Raw genomic sequence first — 26,031 nt, 5'->3', positions numbered from 1 at the left:
GATGGTGCGGTGCCACAAATTGCCGCCAAGCCTTGTCAATCCTGGCCCCGGCTTTTCGCACAGACGATTCGGCAGCGCGGCGGCATGCCCGTACATACGCACAGCAGGTAGACTTTGCAAAGTTTACCGGGTGTGACGCCCGGACCGACCCTGCCCTACTAGCCTTACAGGCCTATCAAGGAGAACACCGTGCGTTGGGATGACATGCGCGAAAGCAATAACGTCGAGGATGAGCGCGCGTCTTCGGGCGGCGGCTTCGGTGGCGGCGGCATGCGGCTGGGCATCGGCGGCATCGCGATCGTGGCCGTTGTGGGCTTGCTGATGGGCAAGAACCCGCTGGAAATCCTCAGCATGGTGATGCAGGTGTCGCAGAACGCGCCGACGCAATCCGCGCCGCACAGCCCTGCCCGGCCCGCCGGAGAAACCGACAACGACCGCAGCAAACAATTGGTCTCGCATGTGTTGGGCGACACCGAAGACACCTGGACGCAACTGTTCAAGCAAGCCGGCCGTGCGTATCAGCCGCCCAAGCTCGTGCTGTTCCGCCAGGGCATCCGCTCAGGCTGCGGCGACGCCACTTCGGCCGTCGGTCCGTTCTATTGCCCGGCCGACACCAAGGTCTACCTCGACCTCGGCTTCTTCGACGAGTTGCGCCGCAAGTTTGGCGCCCCGGGCGACTTTGCCGCCGCGTACGTCGTCGCGCACGAGGTGGGGCACCACGTGCAAAACCTGCTGGGCGTGTCGGAGAAGGTCAGCCGCGCGCAGGCCGGCAAATCGCAGGCTGGGGCGAATGCGCTGTCGGTCAAGCTGGAGCTGCAGGCCGATTGCCTTGCCGGCGTGTGGGGCCACTTTGCGCAGCAACGCGGTCTGCTTGAGCGCGGCGATCTGGAGCAAGCGCTCACTGCCGCGCACGCCATCGGCGACGACACGCTGCAGCGCAACGCGGGCCGCAGCGTCACGCCCGATGCCTTTACGCACGGTACGTCAGAGCAGCGCATGCACTGGTTCCGCCAGGGCTTCGATGGCGGCGACCTTCGCCAGTGCGATACCTTCCGCTCCGGAGCGAATGCCTGATCGCCGATCAGCGCCCACCCGAGCAATCCAGCAGCGCGCCCGTCACGTAAGACGCCGCATCGGAGAGCAGCCAGACGATGGTCTCGGCCACTTCCTGCGGCGTGCCGGGCCGGCCGATAGGCGTGGTGCCGCCCAGGCGCTGCGCGCGATCGGGCTGGCCGCCTGAGGCGTGGATATCGGTCTCGATCAAGCCGGGGCGCACGGCATTGACGCGCACGCCATCGCGCCCGAGTTCACGCGCCAGCCCCAGCGTCATGGTGTCGACGGCACCCTTTGAGGCGGCGTAGTCGACATACTCGTGCGGTGACCCCAGTCGCGAGGCCGCCGACGACACGTTCACCACCGAACCGCCCACGCCGCCGCGCGACGTCGACAGCCGCCGCGCCGCCTCGCGTGCTACCAGAAAGGCACCCAGCACATTCGTCTCGAACATCGTGCGCAGCCGGTGCGTGGTCATGTCGGCCACATCCTGAGCCTCGGCCACGATACCGGCGTTGTTGACCACGCCATGCAGCGCGCCAAAGCGCCCCGCCGCTGCCTCGAATAGCGCAATCACGTCTTCATCGCTCGACACATCGCCCTGCACCGCCAGCGCATGGCCGCCGGCCTGTTCGATCAGCCCCACCGTCTCTTCCGCTGCCTGCCGGTTGCCGCGATATTGCAGCGCGACAGACCAGCCGCGTTGCGCACACAGCACCGCCGTGGCGCGACCGATACCCCGGCTCCCGCCGGTAATGACGATGGTCTTGGACATGCCGATCTCCCGATGCGTTGTTGTGTGCGCAATTGTGCCGAGATGCCGAGTTTTTGGCATGGAGGGACTTGTCCGAATCCGGCGAACCCATGCGACCCGACAGGGCTAGACTAGCCGCCAGGTTCCCCGATCGCCACCATGCATCTCGACCACAACGCCTGCTACCACGCCGTGCAATCGCGCGACCGTCGCTTTGACGGCTGGTTCTTCGTCGGTGTGACATCCACGGGCGTATATTGCCGCCCCGTTTGCGCGGTTCGCACGCCGCTGGAAAAGAACTGCCGCTTCTTCACCACGGCAGCCGCTGCGGAGCGCGCGGGCTTTCGGCCGTGCCTGCGCTGCCGGCCGGAACTGGCGCCGGGGCACAGCTTGGCCGAGATGTCGTCGAGCCTCGCGCGCGCCGCCGCCCGCATGATCGACGAAGGCTTTCTGCAAGAGCACGACCTTGCCGCGCTGGCTGCAGCCGTGGGCGTGACCGACCGCCACTTGCGCCGCATCTTCCGCGCCGAGTTCGACGTCTCACCGATCGAGTACGCGCAAACGCAGCGCCTGCTGCTTGCCAAACAGCTGCTGACCGATACCGCCATGCCCGTCGGCGATGTCGCCTTTGCGGCCGGCTTCGGGAGCGTGCGCAGGCTGAACAGCGGCTTTACCGAGCACTACGGCTTTGCGCCCACGCGCCTGCGCTCGCGCACGACGGCACCGCGCGCCGAAGACGGCCCCACGCTCATGCTGGGCTACCGTCCGCCGTTTGCGTGGCAGGCATTGCTCGAATTCTTGCGCGCCCGTGCAGTCGACGGCGTCGAAGTGGTCGACGCCGACAGCTACGCACGCACGATTACCGTCGACTACGCCGGCGCGCGGCACATCGGCTGGCTTCACGCGCGCAATGTGCCGCAACGCCACGCGGTGGCGCTCACGCTGTCGCCCAGCCTGCTGCATGCCATACCGCCCGTGCTGGCCCGCGCGCGGCGGCTGTTCGACCTCGATTGCCGGCCCGATCTGGTGGACGCGCACCTCGGCACGCTTGCTGCGGAAACGCCTGGCCTGCGCGTGCCGGGCGCTGTCGACGGCTTCGAGATTGCCGTGCGCGCCATCGCCGGGCAGGTCATTTCGCTGGCGCAGGCGCGACGCATTCTCGGACGCATGACTGCCACGTATGGCATGCCGTTGCCGCAATCGCGCGAAGGGTTGTCGATGGCGTTTCCGAGCGCTGCCGCACTGGCAAACATTGATGCGCAAGCGTTGGCCGCGCAGACGGGTCTGCAAGCCAGCCGCGCCACCGCCGTCGTAGAACTCGCCCGCGCCATCGACGGTGGGGGCCTGCGGCTCGAACCGCTGGTGCCGCTCGCCCCCACGCTGGCTGCCTTGCAAGCGCTGCCCGGTGTCGGCGAATGGACAGCGCAATACGTCGCCATGCGCGCACTGGGCTGGCCGAACGCATTTCCGCTGGGCGATTACGTCCTGCGCAAGCGCCTCGCCAACGGAGACGGCGCACTGCCCACGCGCCGGGCCATGGTCGAGCGCGCCGAACCGTGGGCGCCGTGGCGCGCGTATGCGGCCATGCATCTCTGGCACCGCGAGGATGCGCTCACCCCGCTTGTATCGAGTAGACGAACTGACGAATCGACCGCCATGTACCGCCACACCTTTGCCTGCCCGCTCGGCGATCTGTTGTTGACCGCCACCGACACCCACCTGACCGGCGCGTTCTTTCCCGGCCAGAAGACGATTCCGCTGAATGCCGCGCGCATGTCGCCGGGCGCGGACATCCCGGTCATCCGCGAGGCACAGGCGCAGTTCACTGCCTACTTTGCCGGGAAGCTCCACGACTTCGATCTGCCGATGGCCCCCGAGGGCACACCGTTTCAGCAAGACGTCTGGCGCCTGCTGTGCGACATCGCGTTCGGGGGCCGTACCACCTACGGCCAGATTACAGCGCGCCTGGGGCTCACGCGCGAACATGCGCGCGCGGTGGGCACCGCCGTGGGGCGTAACCCGATATCCATCGCCATCCCGTGCCACCGCGTGGTCGGCGCGGATGGGGCGCTCACAGGCTATGCCGGCGGCTTGCCACGCAAGGCCGCGCTGCTGCGGCTCGAAGGTCATCCCGCGCGGGTTGGCGAACGCCTGCCCATGGCCGACGATCGCCAAGGCACGCTCGCACTTCTGCCTGCATAAAACGCAAATCGCGCGGACAATGCGCGCACACCGCCCCACAACGATAACGAGCCCCCTTCATGCGCCGCTCCGATGTGCTTGAACTTCTCACGCTGGCTGCCCTATGGGGCGGCTCCTTCCTGTTCATGCGCGTGGCAGCGCCGCCTTTCGGGCCCGTTGCGCTCATTGCGCTGCGCGTGGCGATTGCCTCGTGCTTCCTCGTCCCGATACTGACCTTGCGCGGCGGCATGGGGGCGCTGCGCGCGCATTGGCCGCATCTGCTGGCCGTGGGCGTGCTGAACTCGGCCATCCCGTTCTGTCTGTTCGCCTATGCCGAACTCACCCTCACGGCGGGCTTCACCTCGGTGCTCAATGCGGCGGCCCCGTTGTTTGCGGCCATCGTCGCGTTCACATGGCTGGGCGAGCGGATGTCGTCGCTGCGCGTGCTTGGATTGGCGATCGGCTTCATCGGCGTCATCGTGCTGGTGGGCGGGTCGTCTGTCATCGACGCAAAACAAGGCGGCATGGCGGTAGCCGCAGCGCTGTCGGCCACCGTGCTGTACGGCGTGGCCAGCAGCTACACCAAGCGCTTCCTGACCGGCGTGCCGCCCTTGGCCGTGGCGACCGGCAGCCAATTGGCCGCCGCCATCGTGCTCGCACCGCTGGCCTATTGGCTGTGGCCCGCGCACACGCCCACCGGCAGCGTGTGGCTGCATGTCATCGCCTTGGGCATCGCATGCACGGGCGTCGCCTACATCCTCTTCTTCCGCCTTGTCGCGCACGTGGGGCCGACGCGCGCAGTGTCGGTCACCTTTTTGATTCCGGTGTTTGGCGTGCTGTGGGGCATCTTGTTCCTGGGCGAGCAGCTGACGCTCAACATGGTGATCGGCTGCGCGGTGATCCTGCTCGGCACGTCGCTGTCGACCGGCGTGTTCGCACCAGGGAAAAAGGCTCCTGCAAGTGCGGCGGCCGCAGGAAAGGATCAGGATTCGCTTTTGCGTTCCGGCCGCTGAGTAGCCGCGTTGATCGTGCCCCGGGTGGCCGGGGCACTGCCCGGATCGATCAAAACCCGCTTGAAGCCGGCGCTTAAATTCGTATTTGAATCCGTGAGCAATGCGGTTATGTCACCTCCGGCCGCACATTGCGAAGGACTTTTCCGCCAATTCGTGCAGCGCGGCAAAGTGCTGGCACTGTCGCGATAAATCGCCGATTTGTAATGAATACCTTGCCACCTCGGTGCCTCTGAAATTTATTCAATGGCGCCAGCATTGGCTCTCTGGCTAGATTTAAAAAATCTGCAAAACTGAAGTAGACGCCTGAAACATCGACCAACGCGCACTCGATCTTAACAATCCGATAATCCGATTTGAGAAACTTGCATCATCGAAATCGGATTTCCGTACGCGTTGCGCAGATTTTCTTTGTTATGCTCGCCATCGGTCGATGAGGGGCGTGCAAGGGAATGGCATATTTGCTGCAAAGCAGCCGAATTCCCAATTGCCGGCGGGTTATCCGCTGCACAGCCGACTAAGCACGCTCCACAAATACGTTGGATACGCGCATGCTGGACGTCTACCTGAATAAGCACCTGATCGGTCAGCTATCGTGCGGCCGCAGCGGTTGGGCGTTCGAATACGATTCTCGCTGGCAGACTTCGTCGCAGGGCTTTGATCTGAGCCCCCACCTGCCGCGCACCGCCGGCAATATCGCCGACACGGCAAAAGCCCAGCCGGTGCGCCACTTCTTTGAATACCTGCTGCCCGAACCGGCACGCAACACGCCCAAGGCAGCTGCCGCGGCACTGGAACATCTGGCGCAAGCGGCGCCGCATCTGGATGGCCCGCTGGCCCTGGTGCCCATCGGCCTCAAGCCATGCAGCGGCCGCGCCGACGGGCTGTCCGAACGCGATCTCGTGCTGCAGTTCCAGCAAACCATCGGACGCCCGCCCCGCAGCACGCCACTGCGCGTGGTTGAACCTCGCGCGCGCTACGGCACCGATGCTGCCGTGACGTCCGAAGAAATCAGCCTGCCCTTCCTGGCTTCGAATGGCCTGCCGGTGTCGATGTGGCTCGGGCGGTTTTCTGCGCCGGCCAATGCCGCGCAGTCGAGCCACTTCGTGCGGCTGGATCTGGGCGAAGGCGCGCACTTGCCGTACGCCACCATCAACCACTGCTGGGCGACGCTATTGGGCCGCAGCATCGGGCTGGACACACCGTTCATCGGTCTGCGCCAGTTTCCCGAAACGGCCGCCGTGGTACAGCGCCTTGATCGTACCCTGCGCTGCAAGAGCGACGATACGGCGCTGGTGCAGGCACGCTATGTCGTCTCGGCGGTGCAACTGCTGGGGCTCTCACCCCAACACCGCTTTCTGCCGATCACTGTCGAGCAGGTCGCGCAATGCGCGAGCCTGTGCGCGGATCAGGCTTCCGCCACGGCCGCGCTGTTCCGCTGGATGGTGTTCTGCCTGCTGATCGGCGGACGCAATGCATCGGCCGGCACACTGCATTTCCACATCGGTGCGGACGGTATCCGCCTTGCGGCGCACGATCACCTCTTCTGCGCGGCGGTTTACGCCAACGAATGGAATGCCGATGAACTCTCTCCGGACGCACAAGCCCGCTATGAGGCCATCGACCAGGACGCACTGCTCGCCCTGGCCGATCACCTCGGCTACGACGCCAGCCAGGCGCGCCGCGAGTTGCTGCGGCTGATCAGTATGCTGGCGCCGCAGTCCTCATTCGTGGCGACGCATCTGTCACAGGCGCTCGGGCATTCGCCGACACGCGCGGCGGAGATCGATTTCCTCGCGCGCATTCACCGGCATGTGTCCGAGACGGCACGGCGACTGGGCGGCAAGACCGCCGAAGTCTGAAACTCAAGCGCGAGGCTGGCGCCGCCAACAAACTTAGAGCGCGGCCAGGCTGACCGTGCCATAGCGGGCGTAGCCGTGCGCGGCCAGCGTATCCATGGCCTCAGCCTCGGCGCGGGCAAATGTCAGTGCGAGCGTATCGGGGCTTCCTGCCCCGCTGGCGAAGGCCTGGTAGGCCGCGAACGCCTCGCGCGGCGACACACCACTGCGTTCAAGCACCCGCTGCGCGGCTTCCAGCGCCGCACGAATCGCCGTCTCCCCGGGCGGGGCATCGCGAAACGCTAGCTGTAGACAATACGTCGTCGGATTCATCCGCGTTTCGATGTTCGATTCACTGGAACAGCACACCTGACCCAGTCTAGGAAAGCGCCTACCGAGTGCCAAGCGTGGCGCTTGCCCTTGAGCGTGTTTCCACCCAACGCGAATGATCGACTTGGGGATGCCCCCGGGTGCACATGCCATGAATCGCGTTGCATAATCGAATCGATTGACGAAGCAACGACTTTGTCGGCGCCACCATAACGACAGGAGACATCCATGATCAAGCCCCCCATCCGGTTGAAACGTACTGCGCTCGCTTTGCTGCTGGCCAGTGCAGCCCTGCCCACGTTCGCGCAGATTCCGTTCAGCCCTGGCGGCGCGTCATCCGCAACTGCGCAACCTGCGGCGGCCACGGCCGGCGGGATCGACGTGGCGCAGATCAAACCGGCGGTGGACGCGGCGGTCAATGCCGAATACGGTCAGCTCGACCTGCTCTACAAAGACATCCACGCGCATCCGGAACTGGCGTTCCAGGAAACACGCACCGCGGCCACGCTGGCAGCGCAGATGCGCAAGATCGGCTTTGACGTGACGGAGCACGTGGGCAAGACCGGCGTGGTGGCGGTCTATCGCAATGGCGCCGGCCCGACGATCCTGGTGCGCACCGAACTCGACGCACTGCCCATGGAAGAGAAAACCGGCCTGCCCTACGCCAGCCACGTCCACACGAAATGGCGCGGCGAAGACGTGGGCGTGGCGCATAGCTGCGGGCACGACGTGCACATGGCGTCGTGGGTTGGGACCGCCAAGACGCTGGTGTCGCTCAAGGACCGCTGGCACGGCACGCTGGTGTTCGTCGCGCAACCTGCCGAGGAAACCGTGACGGGCGCGCAGAGCATGATCGACGACGGCTTCTTCAAGCGCTTTCCCAAGCCCGACTATGCGTTTGCGCTGCATACGGGCCCGGGGCCGTACGGTTCGATCGTCTTCAACAGCGGTCCGATCACGTCCAACTCCGACGGGCTGGAGATTACGTTCAAAGGCCGCGGCGGCCATGGCTCCGCACCCGACAAGACCATCGACCCGGTGATGATGGCGGCGCGCTTCGTGGTCGATCTGCAAAGCGTGATCAGCCGAGAGAAAGATCCGCAGGAATTTGGCGTGGTGAGCATCGGCGCCATCCAGGGCGGCAGCGCCGAGAACATCATCCCCGACAGCGTTCTGCTGCGCGGCACGATCCGTTCATACAAGCCGGCGGTGCGCCAGAAGATGCTCGATGGCATCCGCCGCACGGCCAAGGCCGTCACCGAGATGTCGGGTGCGCCGGACGCCGACATCAAGATCACCGAGGGCGGCAAGGCGGTCAACAACGACCCGACCGTGGTCGCGCGCACCGAGGCGATGTTCAAGACCGCCTTTGGCAACGACCGCGTACTGCGCGTGCCGCCCATCACGGCCAGCGAAGATTTCTCGGCGTTTGTTGACGCAGGCATCCCGTCGATGTTCTTCTTCATCGGCGTGAATGATCCGCAGACGTTCTTTGCCTCGCTCAAGCCGGGGGCCAAGCCGCTGCCGACCAATCATTCACCGCTGTTCGCGCCCGTGCCGGAACCGTCCATCAAGACGGGTGTGACGGCAATGTCGCTGGCGGTGCTCAATGCGCTGCAATGGAACAAGGCGTCGGGCCAGTAAGCCGGCGTTAATGCGGGCGCGGCCGGCCCTGCTGGCTGGACGGCCGCGCTTTTGACTTTTCAGGAGGGGATTCCATGTTCAACCGTTTCATCCGCGCCGGCGCCCTGCTGCTGTGCGCCTGCGCCGCGGCACCCGCCCTGGCGCAAACCACGCAAGCCACCAACCGTCTCGACGAGATCATCGCGCGTGGCACCTTGCGCGTCGGCACCACCGGCGACTACAAGCCCTTCACCTACAAGAACCCCGCCGATGGCCACTTTATCGGCCTGGACGTCGAGATGGGCGAGCGCCTGGCCAAGGCACTCGGCGTGAAGCTGGAAATCGTGCCGACCACGTGGTCGACGCTGATGCAGGACTTTGCCGCTGACCGCTACGACATCGCCATGAGCGGTGTGTCGGTCACGCTGGAGCGGCAAAAGAAGGCGTTCTATTCGATCCCGTATCAGCGCGATGGCAAGACGCCGATCACGCGTTGCGAGAACCAGGCGAAATACCAGACGCTGGCGCAGATCGACCAGCCGAATGTGCGCGCGGTGGTCAACCCGGGCGGCACCAACGAGAAATTCGCGCGCGAGCATCTGAAGCAGGCGCAGATTCGCGTGTATCCGGACAACGTGACGATCTTCAACGAGATCGTCGCTGGCCGCGCAGACCTGATGATGACCGACGCGGTCGAAACCAAGCTGCAGCAGAAGCTGCACCCGGAGCTGTGCGCCGTGCACCCGGAAGCGCCGTTCGATTTCTCCGAGAAGGCTTACCTGCTGCCGCGCGACGTGGTGTTCAAGAACTTCGTCGACCAGTGGCTGCGGCAGACAACCGAGAGTGGTGAGTTCGCCAAGCGCTTTGATGCGTGGCTGGCGTATCCGTGGAATGCGCCGGCCAAGTAAGCGGTTAGGCAGGGCTAGGCCGCCGCGGCGCGCCTAGCTGCAGGAAGCCGAGATGATGCCGTGAAAGTGCGCGCCTTGCAGCGTCGTGCGCCGCTCAAGCGAAAGCGGCCGGCAAGCTTAGTGGAGGCTGGCCGGATCGCCGTGTTGCAGGGCCAGCGCGTCGCGCAGCAGTGCGTCAGTCATGTCGCGGCCCAGAAGTGCGGGGTCGAAGCGCGCGGAGAAACGCGTCGAGCAGGACTCCACCTGCAACACCACCTGGCCCGGCGGCAGCAGTTCGATGTCGACGTGGATGACCTCGTCGTCTTCGGTAAAGGAATGCAGCAGCGTGAGTGCTCGGTAGCCGTCGGCGCGTTCCACGGCGGTTTCCGTCCAGGATGGCGCCAGCAGCGCGCAGTTCACCAGCGTTTCGGGCTCGTCAGGGCGATACAGGTGCAGGCCCATCATGGTCGAAGCGGCGTCGGCCACGCCGGACCATTCGGCTGCGGGAATGAGGTCGCCCAGCAGGCGGATGTCGTCGACGGCGGCGTCGGTCTGCACAAAGGCGGCGCCCAGGAAAAACGCGGTCTCATCGCGGAAACCACCCGCCACGGTGTTGCGCCACAGGCGGTGGCTGCTCTTGCTGCCAAGCGCCACTTGCGACAGCACCTTGGCCGCACGCGCACCGTCTGCGCCCGACCACTGGTCTACCGCGCCATGCGAGAACAGGCGATCGGCCATCACAAGGCCCACGCCTTTGGGCAGCACGCGCTCTTCCAGCCAGTTGGCCAGGACATGCACACCGCTGAACGGCATGTCCGGACGCCCGATCGCATGTGCGCGCACGCGGCCGTTTTCCGGCACGTGGAACGGCATGGCAAACAGCCTCGCCTGATAAGCGACGCCGTCAATCTCAAAACGGGCGATGGAAGCGGTGGTGAGGGACATGATGACCTTCCTGCTGCAAGGGGCGGAAAACGCCGCCCGTACCTGCATCAACGACCATCCACGCCGAATGTTTAGCCGCCACTTTGGGGGGCTGGGGGGAGGGAAATCCCCCTGTCTGTAATGCGCCGCAACAATCGGGGCGCATCCAGACAGGAATTTTTTGCCGCGCCAGCCGTCACACCTTCGCATTAAGGGTTATCCCGCATCACACATTTGCATGTCAATTCAATGACTTATGTGCAGATTGCGGTGCTTGAAGGGCCACAATTGTTCTTCTTTTTTGAACAAAGAGTTTAATAGAACTGCTTTTTTACCCTTCGAGCAACGACTAAGCTTATGCCATCGCGTTACCGCACTGCAGCGAAACTGCCCTGCGGCAATGCTCACCCCCCTGTAGTGGAGTCCATCATGAAGACCAAGAACCTGATTCTCGCCTCGCTGATCGCTGTTGCCGCTGTTCCCGCCTTCGCTGCCGGCGTGCAACGCCAAGACCCGTACACCAACGGCCAAGCCGTGACCAAGGCTGATCCGTATACCGACGGCGCCCGCAAGGCTGACGTCTACACCGACGGCGCTGTGCGCAAGGCTGACCCGTACACCGATGGCGCGCTGCGCAAGGCCGATCCGTACACCGACGGCGCCCTGGTCGGCAAGGCTGACCCGTTCAGCGACGGCCAATAAGTCGTCCATCCGCTGTCCGCATCACCTGTATCACTCTCCCTCCCCGATGCCGGGTGCCCCAGTAGGCACCCGCATCGGCTTACCGAGGCGGCCGTTTGGCCGCTTTTTTTTTGCCTACACCCGCAGAGTTCACCTTGCGAGCCCGGACTTTTCCTCCCTCAAGGCCCCGGGCGCGCGTCCGATAAAAGAGAATGCATCCATTGGCGGGCCGCCTTCCCTTGGACCCGTTGCGCAAAACGTGCCTCGCCACGGACTGATCTCTGAATATCAACATGCGCAAGCGCATCGCCATCGAACACCTGCGGGTGGGCATGTACCTCGACGAATTTGTCGGCTCGTGGCTCGACCACCCGTTCTGGCGGGCCCGTTTTCGCGTGGAAGACGCCACCCAATTGCAGCGGCTGCGTGCCAGCGGCGTACGTGAGGTGTGGATCGACACCACGCGCGGCACCGACGTGGCCGCCGCCAATGCGGCACCTCCGGCGCCCGAAGTCCCGGCACCGCCCGCCTGCTCGGCCGACGCCAACATCGCGCCCCGCCCCATCACGTATGCGGAAGAAATGCGCCGCGCCGCCCGCCTCATCAGCAAGGCCGAGGTGGCCGTGCAGGCCATGTTTGCCGACGCGCGCATGGGCCGCACGATCGAAGCGCGCGACGCACTGCCGTTGGTGGAAGCCATTTCCGGCTCGGTCGACCGGCACCCCAGCGCACTGACCAGCCTCGTGCGCCTGAAAACGAAAGACCGCTACACCTTTCTGCATTCCGTGGCCGTGTGCACGCTGATGGTGTCGCTGGGCCGCCAGTTGGGGCTGTCCGATGACGAAGTCCGCGACGCCGGCCTGGCCGGCCTGCTGCATGACATCGGCAAGATCGCGATTCCGCCCGAGGTGTTGAACAAGCCCGGCGCGCTGACCGATGCTGAATTCCGCCACGTGATCGTCCACCCGCAGGCAGGACACGACATCCTGGCCGGCGACAGCAGCATGCGCGACATCGCGCTCGACGTCTGCCTGCACCACCACGAGCGCATGGACGGCACGGGCTATCCGCACAAGCTGGCTGGCGAAGGCATCTCGCTGTTTGCGCGCATGGGCGCCATCTGCGACGTGTACGACGCGGTCACGTCCGACCGCCCGTACAAGAAAGCGTGGGAAGCCGCCTACGCGGTGCAGCGCATGGTCGAATGGCGCGGCAACCATTTCGACCCGATGGTGTTCAACGCGTTTGTCAAAAGCGTGGGCATCTATCCGGTAGGCTCGCTGGTCCGGCTGCGTTCGGGCCGGCTGGCGGTGGTCATGCAGCATGCGCCGGGTGCACTGCTCACGCCCACGGTCAAGGTATTCTTCTCAATATCGTCGGGCACGCGGATTGCGCCCGAACTCATCGATCTGGCGCAGACCGGCGACCAGATCGTCTCGCGAGAAGAACCCCGCGACTGGGGCCTGACCGACCTCAACGAACTTTGGATACACGGCGACTGATCCGTAGTCCCTTTCTGTGGCGCTTGCTGGCATGGCTTGCGCTGGGTTGGCTGACGTGCAGCGCATCGGCCTTCGCCGAACAACCACTGCGGATCGGCTCCAAACGCTTCACCGAGTCGTACGTGCTGGGCGAGATCCTCACGCAGACCGCAGCCCCGCACGGCCCCGCCGAACACGTACCGGGCCTGGGCAACACCGCCATCGTCTTTGCCGCGCTCAAGAACGGAAGCATCGACGTCTACCCGGACTACCTCGGCACCATCGCCGCTGAAATCCTGCACTTGCCTGCCGAGCAGGCTGCCAACCCCGATCAGGCCGCGCTGCTGGCGGACGTGAACCGTGGCCTAGCGCCGATGGGCCTGGCGGCCGGCGTGCCACTCGGCTTTGAAGACACCTACGCGCTTGCCATGCGCAACGCCGATGCCGAACGCGAGCACATCCGCACGCTAGCCGATCTGGCGACGCACCCGGCGCTGCGGCTTGGCCTGTCGCACGAATTTCTCGGCCGCGCCGATGGCTGGCCGGCCATTGCGCAGCACTACAAGCTGCCGCAACACCCGACGGGCCTCGACCACGGCGTCGCCTACGACGCGCTGCGCGCCAGCCAGGTCGACGTGATCGACATCTACTCCACCGACGCCAAGATCCGCCGCGAACATCTGCGTGTGCTCGACGACCCTGCGCACGTCTTCCCGCGCTACGACGCCGTGCTGCTCTACCGCGCCGACGTTGCGCAACGGCACCCGGCGCAATGGCAGGCCATCAGCGCACTCGCTGGGCGCATCCAGCGCGACGATATGGTGGCGATGAATGCGGCGGTCGAACTCGAAGGCCAGTCGTTCTCGCAAGCCGCGCTGCAGTTTCTCGCCGGGCATGGCAGCACGCCAGCCGCTACCCCGGCTCATGCATTCTTCACCCGGCTGACGGACGGCCTTGGGCGGCTCACGCAACGGCATCTGATGCTGGTGGGTATTTCGACTGGCATTGCCGTGCTGCTCGGCGTGCCGCTGGGTCTCGTGGCCGCGCGTCGCCGGATCAAGCAGCCGATCCTTGCCGTCGTGGGCGTGCTGCAGACGATTCCGTCGCTGGCCTTGCTCGCGATGCTCATCCCAATCGTCGGATCGATTGGCGTGGTGCCGGCGCTGATTGCGCTGGCGGTCTATGCGCTGTTGCCCATCGTGCGCAATACCATTGTCGGATTGGAACAGGTGCCCGATGGCTTGCGCGATGCGGCATTGGCGCTGGGGCTCACACCGTCGCAACGCACGCGCGTGGTGGATCTGCCGCTGGCGCTGCCGGTCATCCTGGCCGGCGTCAAAACCGCCACGGTCATCAGCGTGGGTACAGCGACCATCGCGGCGTTCATCGGTGCCGGCGGCTATGGCGAACGCATCGCCACGGGGCTCGCACTCAACGACAGTGCAACGCTGCTCGCGGGCGCCATCCCTGCCGCAGGGCTGGCGCTGCTGGTGCAGGGCACGTTCGAGGTGGCCGAATGGTGGCTGCGCCGACACGGCAGCGACACCCCGCTCCGCTGACGAGCGCGCCCGTGGGCGTTCCATTACCATCGCGGTCATTCCAGCCGCCTTGCACGCCCCGCTTATGACCACGCTTCCGTTTTCCACCGCCCTGCTCGTCGCTGCCGCCGGCGTCTATGCCGGCGCCCAGAATGCCCTCGCGGGCGGCGGGTCGTTCATCACGTTTCCGGCCTTGCTGCTGGCGGGGCTCAACCCGCTGGGCGCCAACATGACTTCGACGATCGCGCTGTTCCCCAGCCAGATCACCTCATCGATTGCCGGGCGCAAACTGGCCGGCGGCGTCGATGCTGGCGAACATCACCTCTCGCTCAAGCAACTCATCGTCATCAGTCTGGTGGGCGGCGTGCTTGGCGCGCTGTTGCTGCTGGCGACGCCGCCGTCGTTCTTTGCCAAGCTGGTGCCGTATCTCGTGCTGTTTGCGACCAGCGTGTTTGCGTGGGGCAGCTTCCGCCGCAAGCCGTTGCACGCGACATCCGGCATTTCGACCACCGCGCTGGCGACCGCGCAGTTTGCGATTGCCATTTACGGGGGCTACTTCGGCGGCGGGATCGGCTTCCTGATGCTCGCGGCGCTGACTGTGGCCGGCCAGCAGGTGCGCATGGCGGGCGCGACCAAGAACGTGCTCGCCATGACGATGAATGCATCCGCCGTGGCGGTGTTTGCTTTTTCGCCGCAGGTCAACTGGGCAGCCGTGGTGGCGCTGGGCATCGGCGGCATCGCGGGCGGATTTGCCGGCGCGTGGCTACTGCACCGGTTGCCGGAAAAAGTGCTGCGCGGCTTCGTCGTCATCGTCGGCATCATCCTGACGGTCTGGCTGTTCATGCGGGCCTGAAAGCGGCATCCGACCTTGCTTGACAGCGTTTGTCCGACAGACGGTTCAGTCAACGTCTACTGTCTGCCGGTTTGCCGCTTTCCTATTGTGACGTTTGGGACGCGCGCCAGGATGGCACGCCGCATGCGTGTCATGGAGTCCGCCCCGTTTCACAACAAGGAGAACGAGCATGCAAGCACGCAAGATGTCGAGTCTGGCCGCGGCGATCGCCGTGGCCGCCTGTGCGTGGATCGGCGCGGCGCCCGCGCAGGCCCAGCAGAAGGATCACAGCGCAGTGACGGGCGTCGACAGCCAAATGGAGGGCCCACGCACCCAGGTTCAGCGCAACGCCGATGCCGCTGCCAATCCCGGCTATCACAACAACGCCACCGGCGCGCAACCCGAAGCCACGCCCGGCACGCTCAAACAGAAAGTCCATCGTGCGCATATGAAGACCGACAAGTGGGTCGACAAGCACGTCACGCACCGCCATGGCAAGGCCAAGGCGACGACGGAATCGTCGTCGGACCGTGCATTCTGGTCACATCGCGCCAACCAGTGCGATTCGCTGGTGGGTGAAGCGCAGCGCGTCTGCCGCGAACGCCGCTCGGAAGCTGGCGGCAGCATGCAATAACCGTATCTGCCCATGAAAAAAGCCGACGTTTGTGCGTCGGCTTTTTTATTGCGGCGATGTCTGCGTCAGACGATGCCGGTGGCGTAGAACACCGCAATGACGAAGAACACGGCCAGCGTCTTGATGATCGTCACGCAGAACACATCGCGATACGCCTCGCGATGCGTGAGGCCCGTCACGGCGAGCAGCGTGATGACGGCGCCATTGTGCGGCAGCGTGTCCATGCCGCCCGAAGCCATTGCCGCCACGCGGTGCAGCACGTCCATCGGAATGCCCGTCGCCTGCGCCGCTTGCACAAACTGATCGGCCATTGCCGCCAGCGCAATGCTCATGCCGCCCGATGCGGAACCGGTGATGCCTGCAAGCGTGCTCACCGTCACGGCTTCATTGACGAGCGGATTCGGAATCGCGCGCAGGCCATCGGCCAGCACCAGGAAACCCGGCAGCGCTGCAATCACGCCACCGAAACCGTATTCCGAAGCGGTGTTCATCGCGGCCAGCAGCGCACCCGACACCGCTGCCTTGCTGCCTTCGGCAAAGCGGCCCTTCACGGCGCGGAAGCCAAACACGAGCACCACGACGATGCCGATCAACAGCGCAGCCTCCACAGCCCAGATCGCGGTCAGCTTGTCGGCTTCAACCGTCAGCGGCTTGGGCAGGCCCGGCAACGCAACCGTGACGATCTTGCCGTACCACGCCGGAATCCAGCGCGTGAACAGCAGGTTCATCACGCCCACCAGCACCAGCGGCGACAGCGCGACGAGCGGATGCGCAAGCGTGCCGGTGTCGGCTGTCTCGGGCTCGTTCACCAGCTTGGTAAGCCCGTGGTCGTAGCCATGGCCATTGCGCACCGCTGCGCGGCGGCGCCATTCCAGATACGACATGCCCACCACGATGATGAACAGCGCGCCAATGGTGCCAAGCCACGGCGCAGCCCACGAGGTGGTGTGGAAGAACGTGGTCGGGATGATGTTCTGGATTTGCGGCGTGCCCGGCAATGAATCCATCGTGAACGAGAACGCGCCCAGCGCGATCGTGCCCGGGATCAGGCGCTTGGGGATATTGCCCTGGCGGAACATCTCCGCTGCAAACGGGTACACCGCAAACACCACCACGAAGAGCGACACGCCGCCGTATGTCAGCAGCGCGCACACCAGCACGATCGAAAGCATCGCCCTCTTGGCTCCCACCACGCGGATGACCGACGCGACGATCGAGCGTGAAAAGCCCGACAGCTCGATCACCTTGCCGAACACCGCACCGAGCAAAAACACCGGGAAATACAGTTTGACGAAGCCGACCATCTTCTCCATGAAGATGCCGGAAAACACCGGCGCCACAGCCGATGGATCAGTCAGCAACACCGCGCCCAAGGCGGCCAACGGTGCAAACAGGATGACGCTGTAGCCGCGATACGCGGCGAACATCAGAAATGCCAGCGCAGCCAGCACGATGATGACGGACATCGACAATCTCCTCGCATGCTTTTCTTTTTAAGAGCGAAGGATTGTATGTCGCGATGCAACAGATTCCGTTACGCAATCACGCGTATTGAACTGACGGCGGAACTGGCGTTCAGCCGCGCGGGATGGGCGTCTTCGTCACGTCGACGATGACGATTCAATGACGATGCCCCCCGCCTCCTCCGTGCCCCCACCCCCCTCCATGGCCCCAGCCGCGCCCGCCCCATCCCCGGCCACCCCAACCGTGATGGCAGCCCCAGCAGCCGCCCCCGCCAATCCACACGCTGCCAAAGATCGGCGCCGGGTAAACCGGCGCAGGGTAATAGGCCGGACCATAGTAGTAATAGGGATCGTACGGATAGGACGGATACGCAGGCGCCACGGCTGCGGGCGCGATCGGGTTGCCGTAGGCGTCGTAATACGGTGCGACCACGCAACCGCCCAGCAAGATGGCCGCGCACGCGGCCACCGCGCCCGGCAGGATGGCGCCTAAACGACCTCCAGGTTGCGGCGTGCGGTTCATGATGTGCTCCGTTGGATGCATGTGCATATGCATTCGACAGTGTCTGGCTGGTTCAATTCCAAGGACTTCGTATACCGCCGCAGCGAATCCTTGCCGGATCACTTACCATGACCGCTTCGCCGCCCGCGCTGGGGAGAGATCGAGGCAGGCGATGCCCATAAAACACTGGAGGACACATCCATGCAAGCCACGGCAGCGCCCACCCACGGCGATCGGGCACCGGCACCGGCCATCTCTGCGGCCACCCGACGCAAGGCCATCATCGCCGCCACCATCGGCAACGGCCTCGAATGGTTCGACTTTACGGTCTACAGCTTCTTCGCCGTCATCATCGCCAAGCTGTTCTTTCCCACAGGCAATGACTTCACCTCGTTCATGCTGACGGTCGCCACGTTTGGCGTGGGGTTCTTCATGCGCCCGGTCGGCGCCGTCGTACTCGGTGTGTACGCCGACCGCGTGGGCCGCAAGGCTGCACTCACACTCACCATCATGCTGATGGCGATCGGCACGGCCCTCATCGGCCTCGCACCGACGTACTCGCAAATCGGTATCGGCGCACCCATCCTCATCGTGATCGCGCGGCTCATCCAGGGCTTCTCGGCCGGCGGTGAAGTCGGTGGCGCAACGGCGTTTCTGATCGAGTATTCGCCGGACGAAAGGCGCGGCTACTTCGCAAGCTGGCAGCAGGCGAGCCAGGGCATCTCGTTCATCCTGGGTGCCGCCATGGGTGCGATCGTCACGAATGGTCTGTCGCCCGAGCAGATCGATGCGTGGGGTTGGCGCATTCCGTTCCTGTTCGGCCTGCTGATCGGGCCGGTCGGCATGTACATCCGCTCACACCTGCACGAGCCGCCCGCGTTCGAAGCGCAGAAGGCAAAGGCCGCGAAAGAGTCGCGTCTGGCGCCGCTGTCGCAAGTGCTGCGCGATCATCCGCGCGAAGTGCTCGGCGGTCTGGGCGTGACGATTCTCTGGACCGTCTGCACCTACACGCTGGTGTTCTACATGCCGACGTACGCGAAGCAACAGCTCGGTCTGCCCCTGGGCGCGACGTTCCAGTCGACGGCGCTTTGCGGTGCGATCATCTTCGTGCTGTGCCCGCTGATGGGCACGCTGTCCGACCGCATCGGGCGCAAGCGCATGCTGGGCACGGTGGCGCTCATCATCGCAGCTGCGGCGTATCCGCTCTTCCATTGGCTCAACGTCAACCCGACGGTGCAAACGCTGCTGCAGGTGCAGGTGATCCTGGGTGTGTTGCTGGCGGCGTTCACGGGCCCGGCGCCGGCCGTGCTGGCCGAGCAGTTTCCGACGGCGGTGCGCTCTACCGGCCTGTCGATTTCGTACAACCTGGCGGTCACGATCTTTGGTGGTTTTGCCCCGCTGATCGTGACGTGGTTGATTGCCAGTTCCGGCAGCAAGCTGGCACCGTCGTACTACGTGATGGCAGCGGCGATCATCAGCGTGTTTGCGCTGTCGCTGATGCACGACCGCACAGGCAAGCCCATCGAAAAGTAATCGCTTGAAATAACCCTACGCGAAACACGAGCGAAAAACGGCCGGTGGATCACCCCACCGGCCGTTCATCTTTTGCGCCCAGCAACCCTGCGTTTTCCAGCACGCGCACGCCCGGCGCATCCACCCGCGCTGCCACGACGAGCGCTGCCGCCACCGACTCCACCGACACCGGTCGCCATGTCTTGGGCACCATCCATCCGATTGCGCGCGACAGGCCTTGCGCAATACGTTCACCGAGCCGAAATTCTGCGCGTGTGCCGAGCAGCAGCGAAGGCCGTACCACCGTCACCGACGGAAAGCCGATCGACAGGATTTCCGCCTCCACTTCGCCCTTGCAGCGGTTGTAGAAGACACCCGATCGTGCATCGGCGCCCAACGCGCTCACCAGCAGAAAATGATGCGCGCCGGCAGCAAACGCCCGCCGTGCCACTTCTACCGGATACTCGACATCAACGCGCCGGAATGCCGCCTGCGAGCCCGCCTGCCGGATCGTCGTGCCAAGCGCGCAGATGACGATATCGGCGGCAAACGCAGACCGGATTTCCGGCGCATCCAGGCGCTCGAAATCGACCACGCATTCACGCAATCGACCGGGCGTCGCCTGCCCTGCTGTCAAGGCCCCGCGCCGCCGTACAAGCGCGGTCACGCCGCCCGCCCAGGGCTGCGCGACGAGACGACGCACCACGGCGCGGCCCACCAGCCCGTTGGCGCCGGCCACCAGAACGGCCGGTCCGCGCGGGTGCTCCGGCGCTTCGCCGCCGGCCGCGAAGCCTTGTCCGACAGGCATTTGCGAACTCGACATGATGTTCTCCATGAAGTTTGCACGGGCCCAGAAACACAGTGTACGGCGTCTGGCGGATCAGTTTGCTGCAGTGCCGCCTGCGCGCTTTCGGTGCGTTTCTAGCGTGAAGAACGCTGGCGGAAATGCAAACAAACCCTGTCGATATCAGGTGTTTCCCGGATACCCGCCCGCAAACCTAGACGGGGCAAGTGTCGGCTGCAAGCAACGGCCCGCAAACCCTTGCAGTTAGGGGATGTGCAACCCTTCGCAACGGTGATATAAAACGGGTCGCAGTACAACGCTGTCCAACAAACCTGAAGTGGGGAACTGACATGACGACCAAATCCGAACTCGTAGCCGCCATTGCGAAAGACGCTGAACTGAGCAACGCCGCCGCCGAGCGCGCGCTGAACTCCGCGCTGGAAAACATCAAGAAGACCGTCGCCAAGGGCGGCACCATCACGCTGGTTGGCTTCGGTTCGTTCTCGTCGGGCAAGCGTGCAGCACGCACGGGCCGCAACCCGCGCACCGGCGAAGCCATCAAGATCCCGGCAACCAAGACCGTGAAGTTCACGGCTGGCAAGGGCTTCAAGGACGCCGTGAACAAGAAGAAGTAAGAGTCTTCTGCCGAGCCCGGCATGCATGCCGGGCCGGGAGACTTGCAAGGGACCCTACGGGGTCCCTTTTCTTTTGGTGCGTTTGATCTGGCGCAACGTCAGCCGACCGGCCACAAGGCCGCCAGATAACCGACCGAACCGACACGCGCGACAACCGTGTCCGGATCGCCCTCTGCATCGAGCCATGCAGCCGCGCCCTGCGGTACATCGTCGGCACCAATCGACAGCAGGCCGTGCACGCAATACACCAGCCATTGCATGCCCCGATGCAAGCGCGGCAGCGAGCGGCGCTCGCCGGCTGCCAGGGCAATCGCCTCGGCATGATGTGCCCACGCGTCGCGCCGCGTCATCACATTGAAATCCGAGAGCGGCGCGTCGAGCGTGGCATGCACATCCGCTTCGCCAGGAAAGCGCGCGGGTGCTTCGCCGGGCGCAAGCATCACGGCTTCGGCTTCGGCGCGATGCATCGTCAGCCGGCCGCCCGCAATCACCGCCAGCGATCGGTCAATGCCGGCAAAGCGCGAGAATGGCCCTGCCGCATCCACCTGCGCAGTGCTCACTCGCCAGTCGAAATTGTCCAGCGTGGCACCCGCCGGGGCGATGGCGATTTCGGTCGTGACACCGCCACCGTTTTTCCACGGCATGCGACGCATTGCATCTGTGGGAATCAGCTTCATGAGCGGCGCAACAAGTGATACGCCAGACGCGCCGCTACGCGCACGGTGCGGCGGTCCTGATCGTATTCGGGGTTGGTCTCGGCGATGTCCGCCACGCGCACCTTGCCCGTCGCACAGACGCGCTGCACCAGGGCCTCAAGCACCGGCAGCGTGATGCCGTAAGCCGCGGGCGCGGACACGCCAGGCGCCACGGCAGCGGACAGCACATCCATGTCGATGGTCAGGTAGACGTGATCGGCATCAGCCAGCCATGCATCGAGATCGGTCATGCGCGCATCGAGGTGGCGCTCCTGCACATCAGTGTCTTCCACGTAGTGCGCGTGCAGCGCATCGGCGCGGTCGAACAGCGCGGGTGTGTTCGACAGGCGACTCACACCCAGGCAGCAATACGTCAGGTCAATGCCGTGTGCGGCACAGTCTTCTGCGATCTGGTCGAACGGCGTACCGGAGTTGCCGGGGCGGCTCGTGCGCAGGTCGAAATGCGCATCGAAATTGACGACCGCCAGACGTCCGCGCCAGCCTTGTTTCTGCCAATGCTGACGCAAGCCCTGATAAGTACCGAACGCAACCTCGTGGCCACCGCCGAGCACGACCGGACGCGCGCCGGCATCGAGCAGTTCGCACACGGTGTCGCCGAGCTCGGCCTGCGCGCCTTCCAGATCGCCGTCGTCACACGTGACATCGCCCGCGTCCGCAAGCACCGACAGGCCATGCGCGGGCACGTTGGCCAACGCCCGGCGGATTTCGCGCGGGCCCTGTGCAGCACCGGCGCGGCCGTGGTTGCGCACCACGCCCGCATCGCACGCAAACCCGACCAGCGCAGGCGCGCCGGACAACGTCGTCGCATAGGCCGACTGCACGACCTGGAACAGGCGCGTCACGTCACCGCGTTCGCCTGTGTCGTCACGCCCCTGCCAGATGGAGGCATCGAACGTTGCAGCTTCGGTCATCGTCATGTGCGTGTCAGCACCGCTTGCAGGAACGAACGCGTGCGCGCTTCCTTGGGCTCGCCAAAGATGACCGACGGTGGCCCGGCTTCGACGATGCCGCCGCCGTCCATCACCACCACCACGTCGGCCACTTCACGTGCGAAACCCATCTCGTGCGTGACCACAAGCATCGTCATGCCTTCCTTGGCGAGCACTTTCATCACCTGCAGCACTTCGCCAACAAGTTCCGGGTCAAGCGCAGACGTCGGCTCGTCGAACAGCATCACCTTGGGCCGCATCGCCAGTGCACGCGCAATGGCCACGCGCTGTTCCTGACCGCCGGAGAGGCTGGCGGGCATCGCGTCGGCCTTGTGTGCCAGCCCTACTTTCTGCAGCAGCTCGCGCGCTTCGGCTTCCGCCTCCTGCTTCGACTTGCCACTCAGCATGCGCGGCCCAACCGTGACGTTGTGCAGCACTGAAAGATGCGGGAACAGGTTGAACGACTGGAACACCATGCCGACCTGCTGCCGCAGTTGGTTCAGCTCGCCATCGGGCAGCAGCTTGCCGTTGTCGATCAGGCGCTTGCCGCAGATGTCGATGGTGCCGCCTTCGGCCGTCTCCAGCCCATTGCAGCAACGCAGGAACGTGCTCTTGCCCGAGCCGCTGGGACCGATGACGACCACCACCTGCGACGCATCGACTTCGAAGTCGATGTCCTTGAGCACGGTGTGATCGCCATACGATTTGGTAAGCCCGCGGATCTGGATCATGGGAACATCCAGCGCGGATTTGAGAGTTTGCGGGTGAGCCGCATTTGTCATGCTCATTGCACCATGCCTCCCGCACGGATGTGGCGTTCGAGCCGATGCAGCAGATAGCTGGCAGCGCTGGTCAGCACCAGGTACACCAGCGCAATCGCCAGGTACACCTCCAGCGAGCGATACGACACGCTGATGATCTTTTGCCCTTCGTGCATCAGGTCGTGGATCGTAAGCAGCGACACCAGCGCCGAGTTCTTGATCAGCGCGATGAACTCGTTGCCCAGCGGCGGAATCATCCGCACCACGGCCTGCGGCAGGATGATGGCGCGCATCGACTGCGCCGACGACATGCCGATCGAGCGTGCCGCCTCCATCTGCCCGCGATCCACCGACTGGATCGCACCGCGCACGATTTCCGACACATAGGCGCCCGAATACACGCCCAACCCCAGCACGCCGCACACAAACGCCGGCAGCAGGATGTCGAACTGCGGCAGCCCGAAGAACAACAGGAAGAGCTGCACCAGCAGCGGCGTGCCACGGATGAACGTCACGTACACCGTGCAGATGCCGTAGATGAATCGGCGGCGCGGGTTCAACCGCCCGATGCCGATCAGCAGGCCCAGCACGCAGCCGAGCACCAGCGCCGCGGCCGTCACCTCAACGGTGACGAGCGTACCGCGCAGGATGTCGTGCCAGCCGGCCCAGACGGGAGAAAAATCCAGTTCCATCAGCGTGTCCGTCTGTCGTTACTTGGCGGCGGCGCCAAACCACTTCTTGACGATCTGTTCGTACGTGCCGTCGGCCTTGATCTTCTCCAACGCGGCGTTCAACGCCTTGGTCAGCTCGGGCTGGTCACGACGCACGGCGATGCCATATTCCTCGGTGGTGAGCGCCGGCTCAACCAGGCGCAGACCCGGGCGCGCCTTCACGTAGTACGCGGCAGCCGGGCGGCCTGTGACAGCGGCATCGGCCCGGCCGATCTCGACGAGGTTGAACATCTCGTTGTTCTTCTCGACCTCCACGCGCTCGACCTTCGGGTAGTTTTCGCGCAGGTAGTTGACCGACTTGGTACCCACCTGCACGCTGACCTTCTTGCCGTTCAGATCAGCCGGCGTCTTGATGGCCGTGTTGCCTTGCTTGACCAGCGCGACCAGACCGCCGTGGTAGTACGGCACCGTGAAGTCCACCACCTTCTTGCGCTCTTCCGTGATGTAGATGCCGGAGATGGCCACGTCGAAGCGGCGCGAGATCAGACCAGGCACGAGGCCCTTGAAGTCGATATCGGTCCACTCGACCGGACGGCCCATGGTGCGGGCCAGCGCGTCGATCAGGTCCACATCAAAGCCGGTGCGCTTGCCGTTTTCGACAAACTCCATCGGCGCGAACGTGGCGTCGGTGGCCACGCGCAGTGGCTCGCCGGCAGCGTGCGCAGCGGTTGCGAAGGACGCCGCAGCGGACAACGCCACGGCACAAGCCAGCATCGAATGCATGAAGTGACGACGATTCCCCATGAGTGGTCTCCTTGTGTGATGCATGTGGGGTGAGAAAAAGAATCGGAAAAATCAAAAATTCAGATGTCCTGCAGCCGCGCAGAAATGGATGCAGCCGCTGCAACGGTCATGTCGATCAGGCGTTGCTCCTTGCCACGCACGCGCGTTGCTGGCGCCATCAACGTAATGGAGCCGAGCGCGTGGCCGGGCAGACGGAACACCGGCACGCTCACACCCCAGACGCCGGGGTCGACCTCGCCTTCGGACAGCGCATAGCCCGCGGCGCGAATGTCAGCGAGTTCGGTTTGCAGTTGCGCCTGGCTCTCGGCATCGATGGCAAGCAAGTCGGCGAGGATGGCGCGCGCGGCAGCGGGCGGCATGAACGCCAGCAACGACTTGGCAGAGGCGCCGGCCAGCAGGGGTACGCCGCGCCCCTTTTCGAATGAGCAGCGCAGCGACTGCTGGCTCTCGACCATCTCCAGGCAGACGGCCTGATCCTTGACGGCCACGACCAGCCCCACCGATTCGCCCGACTCGGCCACGAGTTTGGCCATGCCGATGCGCGCTTCCTGCACGAGGTGCGAAGCGTGGTCGAAACCCAGTGCGAGCTGCAAGCTGATCGGGCCAGGAGCATAAGTGCCGGCCGATTCGAGCACGAACCCCCAGCGCTTGAGCATCGCGACCTGACGGTAGAGCGTGCTCTGCGGCAGGCCGGTCAGTTCGACCAGCTCGCGCGCCGCAACCGGGCGGCCGTGGCGCGCGATGGTGGCGAGCACCATCAGCACGCGGTCCGAGCCGCTGGTAGCGGCAGCGGATTGTGCTGGTGAAGGTGCCTGGCCCGGCTCGGTCATCGCGAAACTCCGTCGAGTGATGTTGCGACGGAGAATGCGACGATTTTCTCAATACTTCAACGCGACATTCCCACTTAACGGGAATAGATCGCGAATTCAGTATTTACACCTAGGACGCCGCGGTCACATTCCCAGCCTCCTCATCGAGGCGCGCTTCCAGAAACGCGACGACGGCGTGGGCCGATGCCTCGTTGCGGCACGTCGTCAGCGCGGCGTACAGCGGGGCGGCCAAGCCGTTCAGAAAGTCGATCGGCGCTTCCGGACCTTCGGCCAGATAACGCTGCAAGGCCGAGAACGCGCCCGCTTGGCTCAGGCGCCAGTCCGCAATCGAAGCCTGCCGCACATGGCGCGGCGCAAATGGCGTGGCAGGCGCCGGCTGGGGCGACGTCTTGGGCTTGGGCACCACCTTGGTTGGCGCGCGGCTTGCGACATAGCCGTCGGCAATCAGGCGCGCGAGGTCTTCGGCACGATCGTCAATGTCTGGGCCGACGCTGCTCAACTGCGCCAGGATTTCTGCCGCGCAGCGTTCGCCATTGACCAGCAGCAGGATCGCCCGCTGCCGATGCGTGACGTGCCCACTGCGCGCCTGCAGCTCCTGTGAGCCGCGCTCGGTGCGCGACAGGATGTAGCTCAGATCCACCGTCCCCTCCCTTGTTTT

At 64.8% G+C, this 26,031-nt stretch carries 26 protein-coding genes and 1 pseudogene; 14 read left to right on the top strand and 13 right to left on the bottom strand.

The annotated features are described in order from the left end of the window. The first annotated feature begins 189 nt into the window (after nt 1-189). The gene (locus DOD19_RS02600) at nt 190-1,074 is read left to right on the top strand and encodes a neutral zinc metallopeptidase (protein WP_024974934.1); all 885 of its coding nucleotides are present in this window, start codon (nt 190-192) and stop codon (nt 1,072-1,074) included. Between the two features lie 7 nt (nt 1,075-1,081). On the opposite strand, the gene DOD19_RS02595 is transcribed toward DOD19_RS02600, so the two are convergent. Then, on the bottom strand, nt 1,082-1,828 hold the full coding sequence (locus DOD19_RS02595) for an SDR family oxidoreductase (protein WP_112183854.1): 747 nt from the start codon (nt 1,826-1,828) through the stop codon (nt 1,082-1,084). Nucleotides 1,829-1,966: 138 nt separating this feature from the next. Between DOD19_RS02595 and DOD19_RS02590 the strand changes: the two are divergent. The 4 genes and pseudogenes from DOD19_RS02590 to DOD19_RS02580 form a co-directional block, all read left to right on the top strand. After that, nucleotides 1,967-3,421, top strand: a pseudogene (locus tag DOD19_RS02590) (DNA-3-methyladenine glycosylase 2 family protein); the annotation flags it as partial. A 42-nt stretch (nt 3,422-3,463) separates the two neighbouring features. Continuing rightward, entirely contained in the window at nt 3,464-4,009 is a 546-nt protein-coding gene (locus DOD19_RS27815; protein ID WP_024974931.1) for a methylated-DNA--[protein]-cysteine S-methyltransferase, read from the top strand. A gap of 59 nt (nt 4,010-4,068) precedes the next feature. Next, complete coding sequence (locus DOD19_RS02585) at nt 4,069-5,001, top strand: DMT family transporter (RefSeq protein ID WP_024974930.1); 933 nt, start codon at nt 4,069-4,071, stop codon at nt 4,999-5,001. 548 nt (nt 5,002-5,549) lie between these two features. Continuing rightward, complete coding sequence (locus DOD19_RS02580) at nt 5,550-6,860, top strand: HipA N-terminal domain-containing protein (protein WP_112183850.1); 1,311 nt, start codon at nt 5,550-5,552, stop codon at nt 6,858-6,860. 33 nt (nt 6,861-6,893) lie between these two features. On the opposite strand, the gene DOD19_RS02575 is transcribed toward DOD19_RS02580, so the two are convergent. Continuing rightward, nucleotides 6,894-7,169, bottom strand: a complete 276-nt coding sequence (locus tag DOD19_RS02575) for a hypothetical protein (protein ID WP_112183848.1) — start codon at nt 7,167-7,169, stop codon at nt 6,894-6,896. 225 nt (nt 7,170-7,394) lie between these two features. Between DOD19_RS02575 and DOD19_RS02570 the strand changes: the two genes are divergently transcribed. Then, nucleotides 7,395-8,810, top strand: a complete 1,416-nt coding sequence (locus DOD19_RS02570) for a M20 family metallopeptidase (protein ID WP_112183846.1) — start codon at nt 7,395-7,397, stop codon at nt 8,808-8,810. A 74-nt stretch (nt 8,811-8,884) separates the two neighbouring features. Then, nucleotides 8,885-9,697, top strand: coding sequence for a transporter substrate-binding domain-containing protein (locus DOD19_RS02565; protein WP_024974926.1), 813 nt, complete (start codon nt 8,885-8,887; stop codon nt 9,695-9,697). A 117-nt stretch (nt 9,698-9,814) separates the two neighbouring features. On the opposite strand, the gene DOD19_RS02560 is transcribed toward DOD19_RS02565, so the two are convergent. Continuing rightward, entirely contained in the window at nt 9,815-10,621 is an 807-nt protein-coding gene (locus DOD19_RS02560) for a hypothetical protein (protein WP_112183844.1), read from the bottom strand. Between the two features lie 408 nt (nt 10,622-11,029). Between DOD19_RS02560 and DOD19_RS02555 the strand changes: the two genes are divergently transcribed. From DOD19_RS02555 to DOD19_RS02530, 5 genes are all read left to right on the top strand, one after another. After that, a complete protein-coding gene (locus DOD19_RS02555) occupies nt 11,030-11,302 on the top strand; it encodes a hypothetical protein (RefSeq protein ID WP_024974924.1) in 273 nt (90 codons plus the stop codon). A 272-nt stretch (nt 11,303-11,574) separates the two neighbouring features. Beyond that, complete coding sequence (locus tag DOD19_RS02545) at nt 11,575-12,783, top strand: HD-GYP domain-containing protein (RefSeq protein WP_112183842.1); 1,209 nt, start codon at nt 11,575-11,577, stop codon at nt 12,781-12,783. Continuing rightward, nucleotides 12,765-14,321: a glycine betaine ABC transporter substrate-binding protein gene (locus DOD19_RS02540; protein WP_112183840.1), complete on the top strand. Its 1,557-nt coding sequence runs from the start codon at nt 12,765-12,767 to the stop codon at nt 14,319-14,321. The genes DOD19_RS02545 and DOD19_RS02540 overlap by 19 nt, the downstream gene beginning before the upstream one ends. A gap of 64 nt (nt 14,322-14,385) precedes the next feature. Next, nucleotides 14,386-15,153: a sulfite exporter TauE/SafE family protein gene (locus DOD19_RS02535; RefSeq protein WP_024974921.1), complete on the top strand. Its 768-nt coding sequence runs from the start codon at nt 14,386-14,388 to the stop codon at nt 15,151-15,153. Between the two features lie 169 nt (nt 15,154-15,322). Beyond that, entirely contained in the window at nt 15,323-15,766 is a 444-nt protein-coding gene (locus tag DOD19_RS02530) for a hypothetical protein (protein WP_024974920.1), read from the top strand. 65 nt (nt 15,767-15,831) lie between these two features. Here DOD19_RS02530 and DOD19_RS02525 read toward each other — a convergent pair whose 3' ends face one another. Together DOD19_RS02525 and DOD19_RS02520 are read right to left on the bottom strand one after the other, a co-directional pair. Next, nucleotides 15,832-17,232: a GntP family permease gene (locus DOD19_RS02525; RefSeq protein ID WP_024974919.1), complete on the bottom strand. Its 1,401-nt coding sequence runs from the start codon at nt 17,230-17,232 to the stop codon at nt 15,832-15,834. A gap of 154 nt (nt 17,233-17,386) precedes the next feature. Then, a complete protein-coding gene (locus DOD19_RS02520; protein ID WP_080693636.1) occupies nt 17,387-17,752 on the bottom strand; it encodes a hypothetical protein in 366 nt (121 codons plus the stop codon). A gap of 180 nt (nt 17,753-17,932) precedes the next feature. Between DOD19_RS02520 and DOD19_RS02515 the strand changes: the two genes are divergently transcribed. Further along, nucleotides 17,933-19,264, top strand: a complete 1,332-nt coding sequence (locus tag DOD19_RS02515; protein ID WP_024974918.1) for an MFS transporter — start codon at nt 17,933-17,935, stop codon at nt 19,262-19,264. Nucleotides 19,265-19,313: 49 nt separating this feature from the next. Here DOD19_RS02515 and DOD19_RS02510 read toward each other — a convergent pair whose 3' ends face one another. Next, nucleotides 19,314-20,066, bottom strand: a complete 753-nt coding sequence (locus DOD19_RS02510; protein ID WP_112184305.1) for an oxidoreductase — start codon at nt 20,064-20,066, stop codon at nt 19,314-19,316. A gap of 311 nt (nt 20,067-20,377) precedes the next feature. Between DOD19_RS02510 and DOD19_RS02505 the strand changes: the two genes are divergently transcribed. Next, nucleotides 20,378-20,662: an HU family DNA-binding protein gene (locus DOD19_RS02505; RefSeq protein WP_003272088.1), complete on the top strand. Its 285-nt coding sequence runs from the start codon at nt 20,378-20,380 to the stop codon at nt 20,660-20,662. 98 nt (nt 20,663-20,760) lie between these two features. Here the strand turns inward: DOD19_RS02505 and DOD19_RS02500 are convergent, their stop codons facing one another. The 7 genes from DOD19_RS02500 to DOD19_RS02470 form a co-directional block, all read right to left on the bottom strand. Next, nucleotides 20,761-21,339 (bottom strand): HutD family protein, encoded by a 579-nt coding sequence (locus tag DOD19_RS02500; RefSeq protein WP_112183839.1) that lies wholly within the window; start codon nt 21,337-21,339, stop codon nt 20,761-20,763. Then, complete coding sequence (gene hutG / locus DOD19_RS02495; protein ID WP_037031474.1) at nt 21,336-22,295, bottom strand: formimidoylglutamase; 960 nt, start codon at nt 22,293-22,295, stop codon at nt 21,336-21,338. Before hutG ends, DOD19_RS02500 begins: the two co-directional genes overlap by 4 nt. Beyond that, nucleotides 22,292-23,095: an amino acid ABC transporter ATP-binding protein gene (locus tag DOD19_RS02490; RefSeq protein ID WP_112183837.1), complete on the bottom strand. Its 804-nt coding sequence runs from the start codon at nt 23,093-23,095 to the stop codon at nt 22,292-22,294. The genes hutG and DOD19_RS02490 overlap by 4 nt, the downstream gene beginning before the upstream one ends. Then, nucleotides 23,092-23,760, bottom strand: a complete 669-nt coding sequence (locus DOD19_RS02485; RefSeq protein WP_024974913.1) for an amino acid ABC transporter permease — start codon at nt 23,758-23,760, stop codon at nt 23,092-23,094. The genes DOD19_RS02490 and DOD19_RS02485 overlap by 4 nt, the downstream gene beginning before the upstream one ends. A gap of 18 nt (nt 23,761-23,778) precedes the next feature. Continuing rightward, nucleotides 23,779-24,543: a glutamine ABC transporter substrate-binding protein gene (locus tag DOD19_RS02480; protein ID WP_024974912.1), complete on the bottom strand. Its 765-nt coding sequence runs from the start codon at nt 24,541-24,543 to the stop codon at nt 23,779-23,781. Between the two features lie 59 nt (nt 24,544-24,602). Beyond that, complete coding sequence (locus tag DOD19_RS02475) at nt 24,603-25,373, bottom strand: IclR family transcriptional regulator (RefSeq protein WP_112183835.1); 771 nt, start codon at nt 25,371-25,373, stop codon at nt 24,603-24,605. Between the two features lie 109 nt (nt 25,374-25,482). Next, nucleotides 25,483-26,013 carry a hypothetical protein gene (locus DOD19_RS02470; protein WP_024974910.1) on the bottom strand — a complete coding sequence of 177 codons (531 nt, stop codon included), beginning with the start codon at nt 26,011-26,013 and terminating at the stop codon, nt 25,483-25,485. Nucleotides 26,014-26,031: the final 18 nt, after the last annotated feature.

The sequence above is a fragment of the Ralstonia sp. GX3-BWBA genome, assembly GCF_003290055.1.
In the GTDB taxonomy this organism is placed as follows: Bacteria; Pseudomonadota; Gammaproteobacteria; order Burkholderiales; family Burkholderiaceae; genus Ralstonia; species Ralstonia holmesii.
Note: the sequence above shows the minus strand (reverse complement) of the source record. Positions and strands in the feature narration are given on the sequence as shown.

What these genes read in the sequence shown, in the direction of transcription:
- DOD19_RS02595 (WP_112183854.1), bottom strand. Translation starts at nt 1,828, where the DNA reads ATGTCCAAGACCATCGTCATTACCGGCGGGAGCCGGGGTATCGGTCGC.
- DOD19_RS27815 (WP_024974931.1), top strand. Translation starts at nt 3,464, where the DNA reads ATGTACCGCCACACCTTTGCCTGCCCGCTCGGCGATCTGTTGTTGACC.
- DOD19_RS02585 (WP_024974930.1), top strand. Translation starts at nt 4,069, where the DNA reads ATGCGCCGCTCCGATGTGCTTGAACTTCTCACGCTGGCTGCCCTATGG.
- DOD19_RS02580 (WP_112183850.1), top strand. Translation starts at nt 5,550, where the DNA reads ATGCTGGACGTCTACCTGAATAAGCACCTGATCGGTCAGCTATCGTGC.
- DOD19_RS02575 (WP_112183848.1), bottom strand. Translation starts at nt 7,169, where the DNA reads ATGAATCCGACGACGTATTGTCTACAGCTAGCGTTTCGCGATGCCCCG.
- DOD19_RS02570 (WP_112183846.1), top strand. Translation starts at nt 7,395, where the DNA reads ATGATCAAGCCCCCCATCCGGTTGAAACGTACTGCGCTCGCTTTGCTG.
- DOD19_RS02565 (WP_024974926.1), top strand. Translation starts at nt 8,885, where the DNA reads ATGTTCAACCGTTTCATCCGCGCCGGCGCCCTGCTGCTGTGCGCCTGC.
- DOD19_RS02560 (WP_112183844.1), bottom strand. Translation starts at nt 10,621, where the DNA reads ATGTCCCTCACCACCGCTTCCATCGCCCGTTTTGAGATTGACGGCGTC.
- DOD19_RS02555 (WP_024974924.1), top strand. Translation starts at nt 11,030, where the DNA reads ATGAAGACCAAGAACCTGATTCTCGCCTCGCTGATCGCTGTTGCCGCT.
- DOD19_RS02545 (WP_112183842.1), top strand. Translation starts at nt 11,575, where the DNA reads ATGCGCAAGCGCATCGCCATCGAACACCTGCGGGTGGGCATGTACCTC.
- DOD19_RS02535 (WP_024974921.1), top strand. Translation starts at nt 14,386, where the DNA reads ATGACCACGCTTCCGTTTTCCACCGCCCTGCTCGTCGCTGCCGCCGGC.
- DOD19_RS02530 (WP_024974920.1), top strand. Translation starts at nt 15,323, where the DNA reads ATGCAAGCACGCAAGATGTCGAGTCTGGCCGCGGCGATCGCCGTGGCC.
- DOD19_RS02525 (WP_024974919.1), bottom strand. Translation starts at nt 17,232, where the DNA reads ATGTCCGTCATCATCGTGCTGGCTGCGCTGGCATTTCTGATGTTCGCC.
- DOD19_RS02520 (WP_080693636.1), bottom strand. Translation starts at nt 17,752, where the DNA reads ATGAACCGCACGCCGCAACCTGGAGGTCGTTTAGGCGCCATCCTGCCG.
- DOD19_RS02515 (WP_024974918.1), top strand. Translation starts at nt 17,933, where the DNA reads ATGCAAGCCACGGCAGCGCCCACCCACGGCGATCGGGCACCGGCACCG.
- DOD19_RS02510 (WP_112184305.1), bottom strand. Translation starts at nt 20,066, where the DNA reads ATGTCGAGTTCGCAAATGCCTGTCGGACAAGGCTTCGCGGCCGGCGGC.
- DOD19_RS02505 (WP_003272088.1), top strand. Translation starts at nt 20,378, where the DNA reads ATGACGACCAAATCCGAACTCGTAGCCGCCATTGCGAAAGACGCTGAA.
- DOD19_RS02500 (WP_112183839.1), bottom strand. Translation starts at nt 21,339, where the DNA reads ATGAAGCTGATTCCCACAGATGCAATGCGTCGCATGCCGTGGAAAAAC.
- hutG (WP_037031474.1), bottom strand. Translation starts at nt 22,295, where the DNA reads ATGACGATGACCGAAGCTGCAACGTTCGATGCCTCCATCTGGCAGGGG.
- DOD19_RS02490 (WP_112183837.1), bottom strand. Translation starts at nt 23,095, where the DNA reads ATGAGCATGACAAATGCGGCTCACCCGCAAACTCTCAAATCCGCGCTG.
- DOD19_RS02485 (WP_024974913.1), bottom strand. Translation starts at nt 23,760, where the DNA reads ATGGAACTGGATTTTTCTCCCGTCTGGGCCGGCTGGCACGACATCCTG.
- DOD19_RS02480 (WP_024974912.1), bottom strand. Translation starts at nt 24,543, where the DNA reads ATGGGGAATCGTCGTCACTTCATGCATTCGATGCTGGCTTGTGCCGTG.
- DOD19_RS02475 (WP_112183835.1), bottom strand. Translation starts at nt 25,373, where the DNA reads ATGACCGAGCCGGGCCAGGCACCTTCACCAGCACAATCCGCTGCCGCT.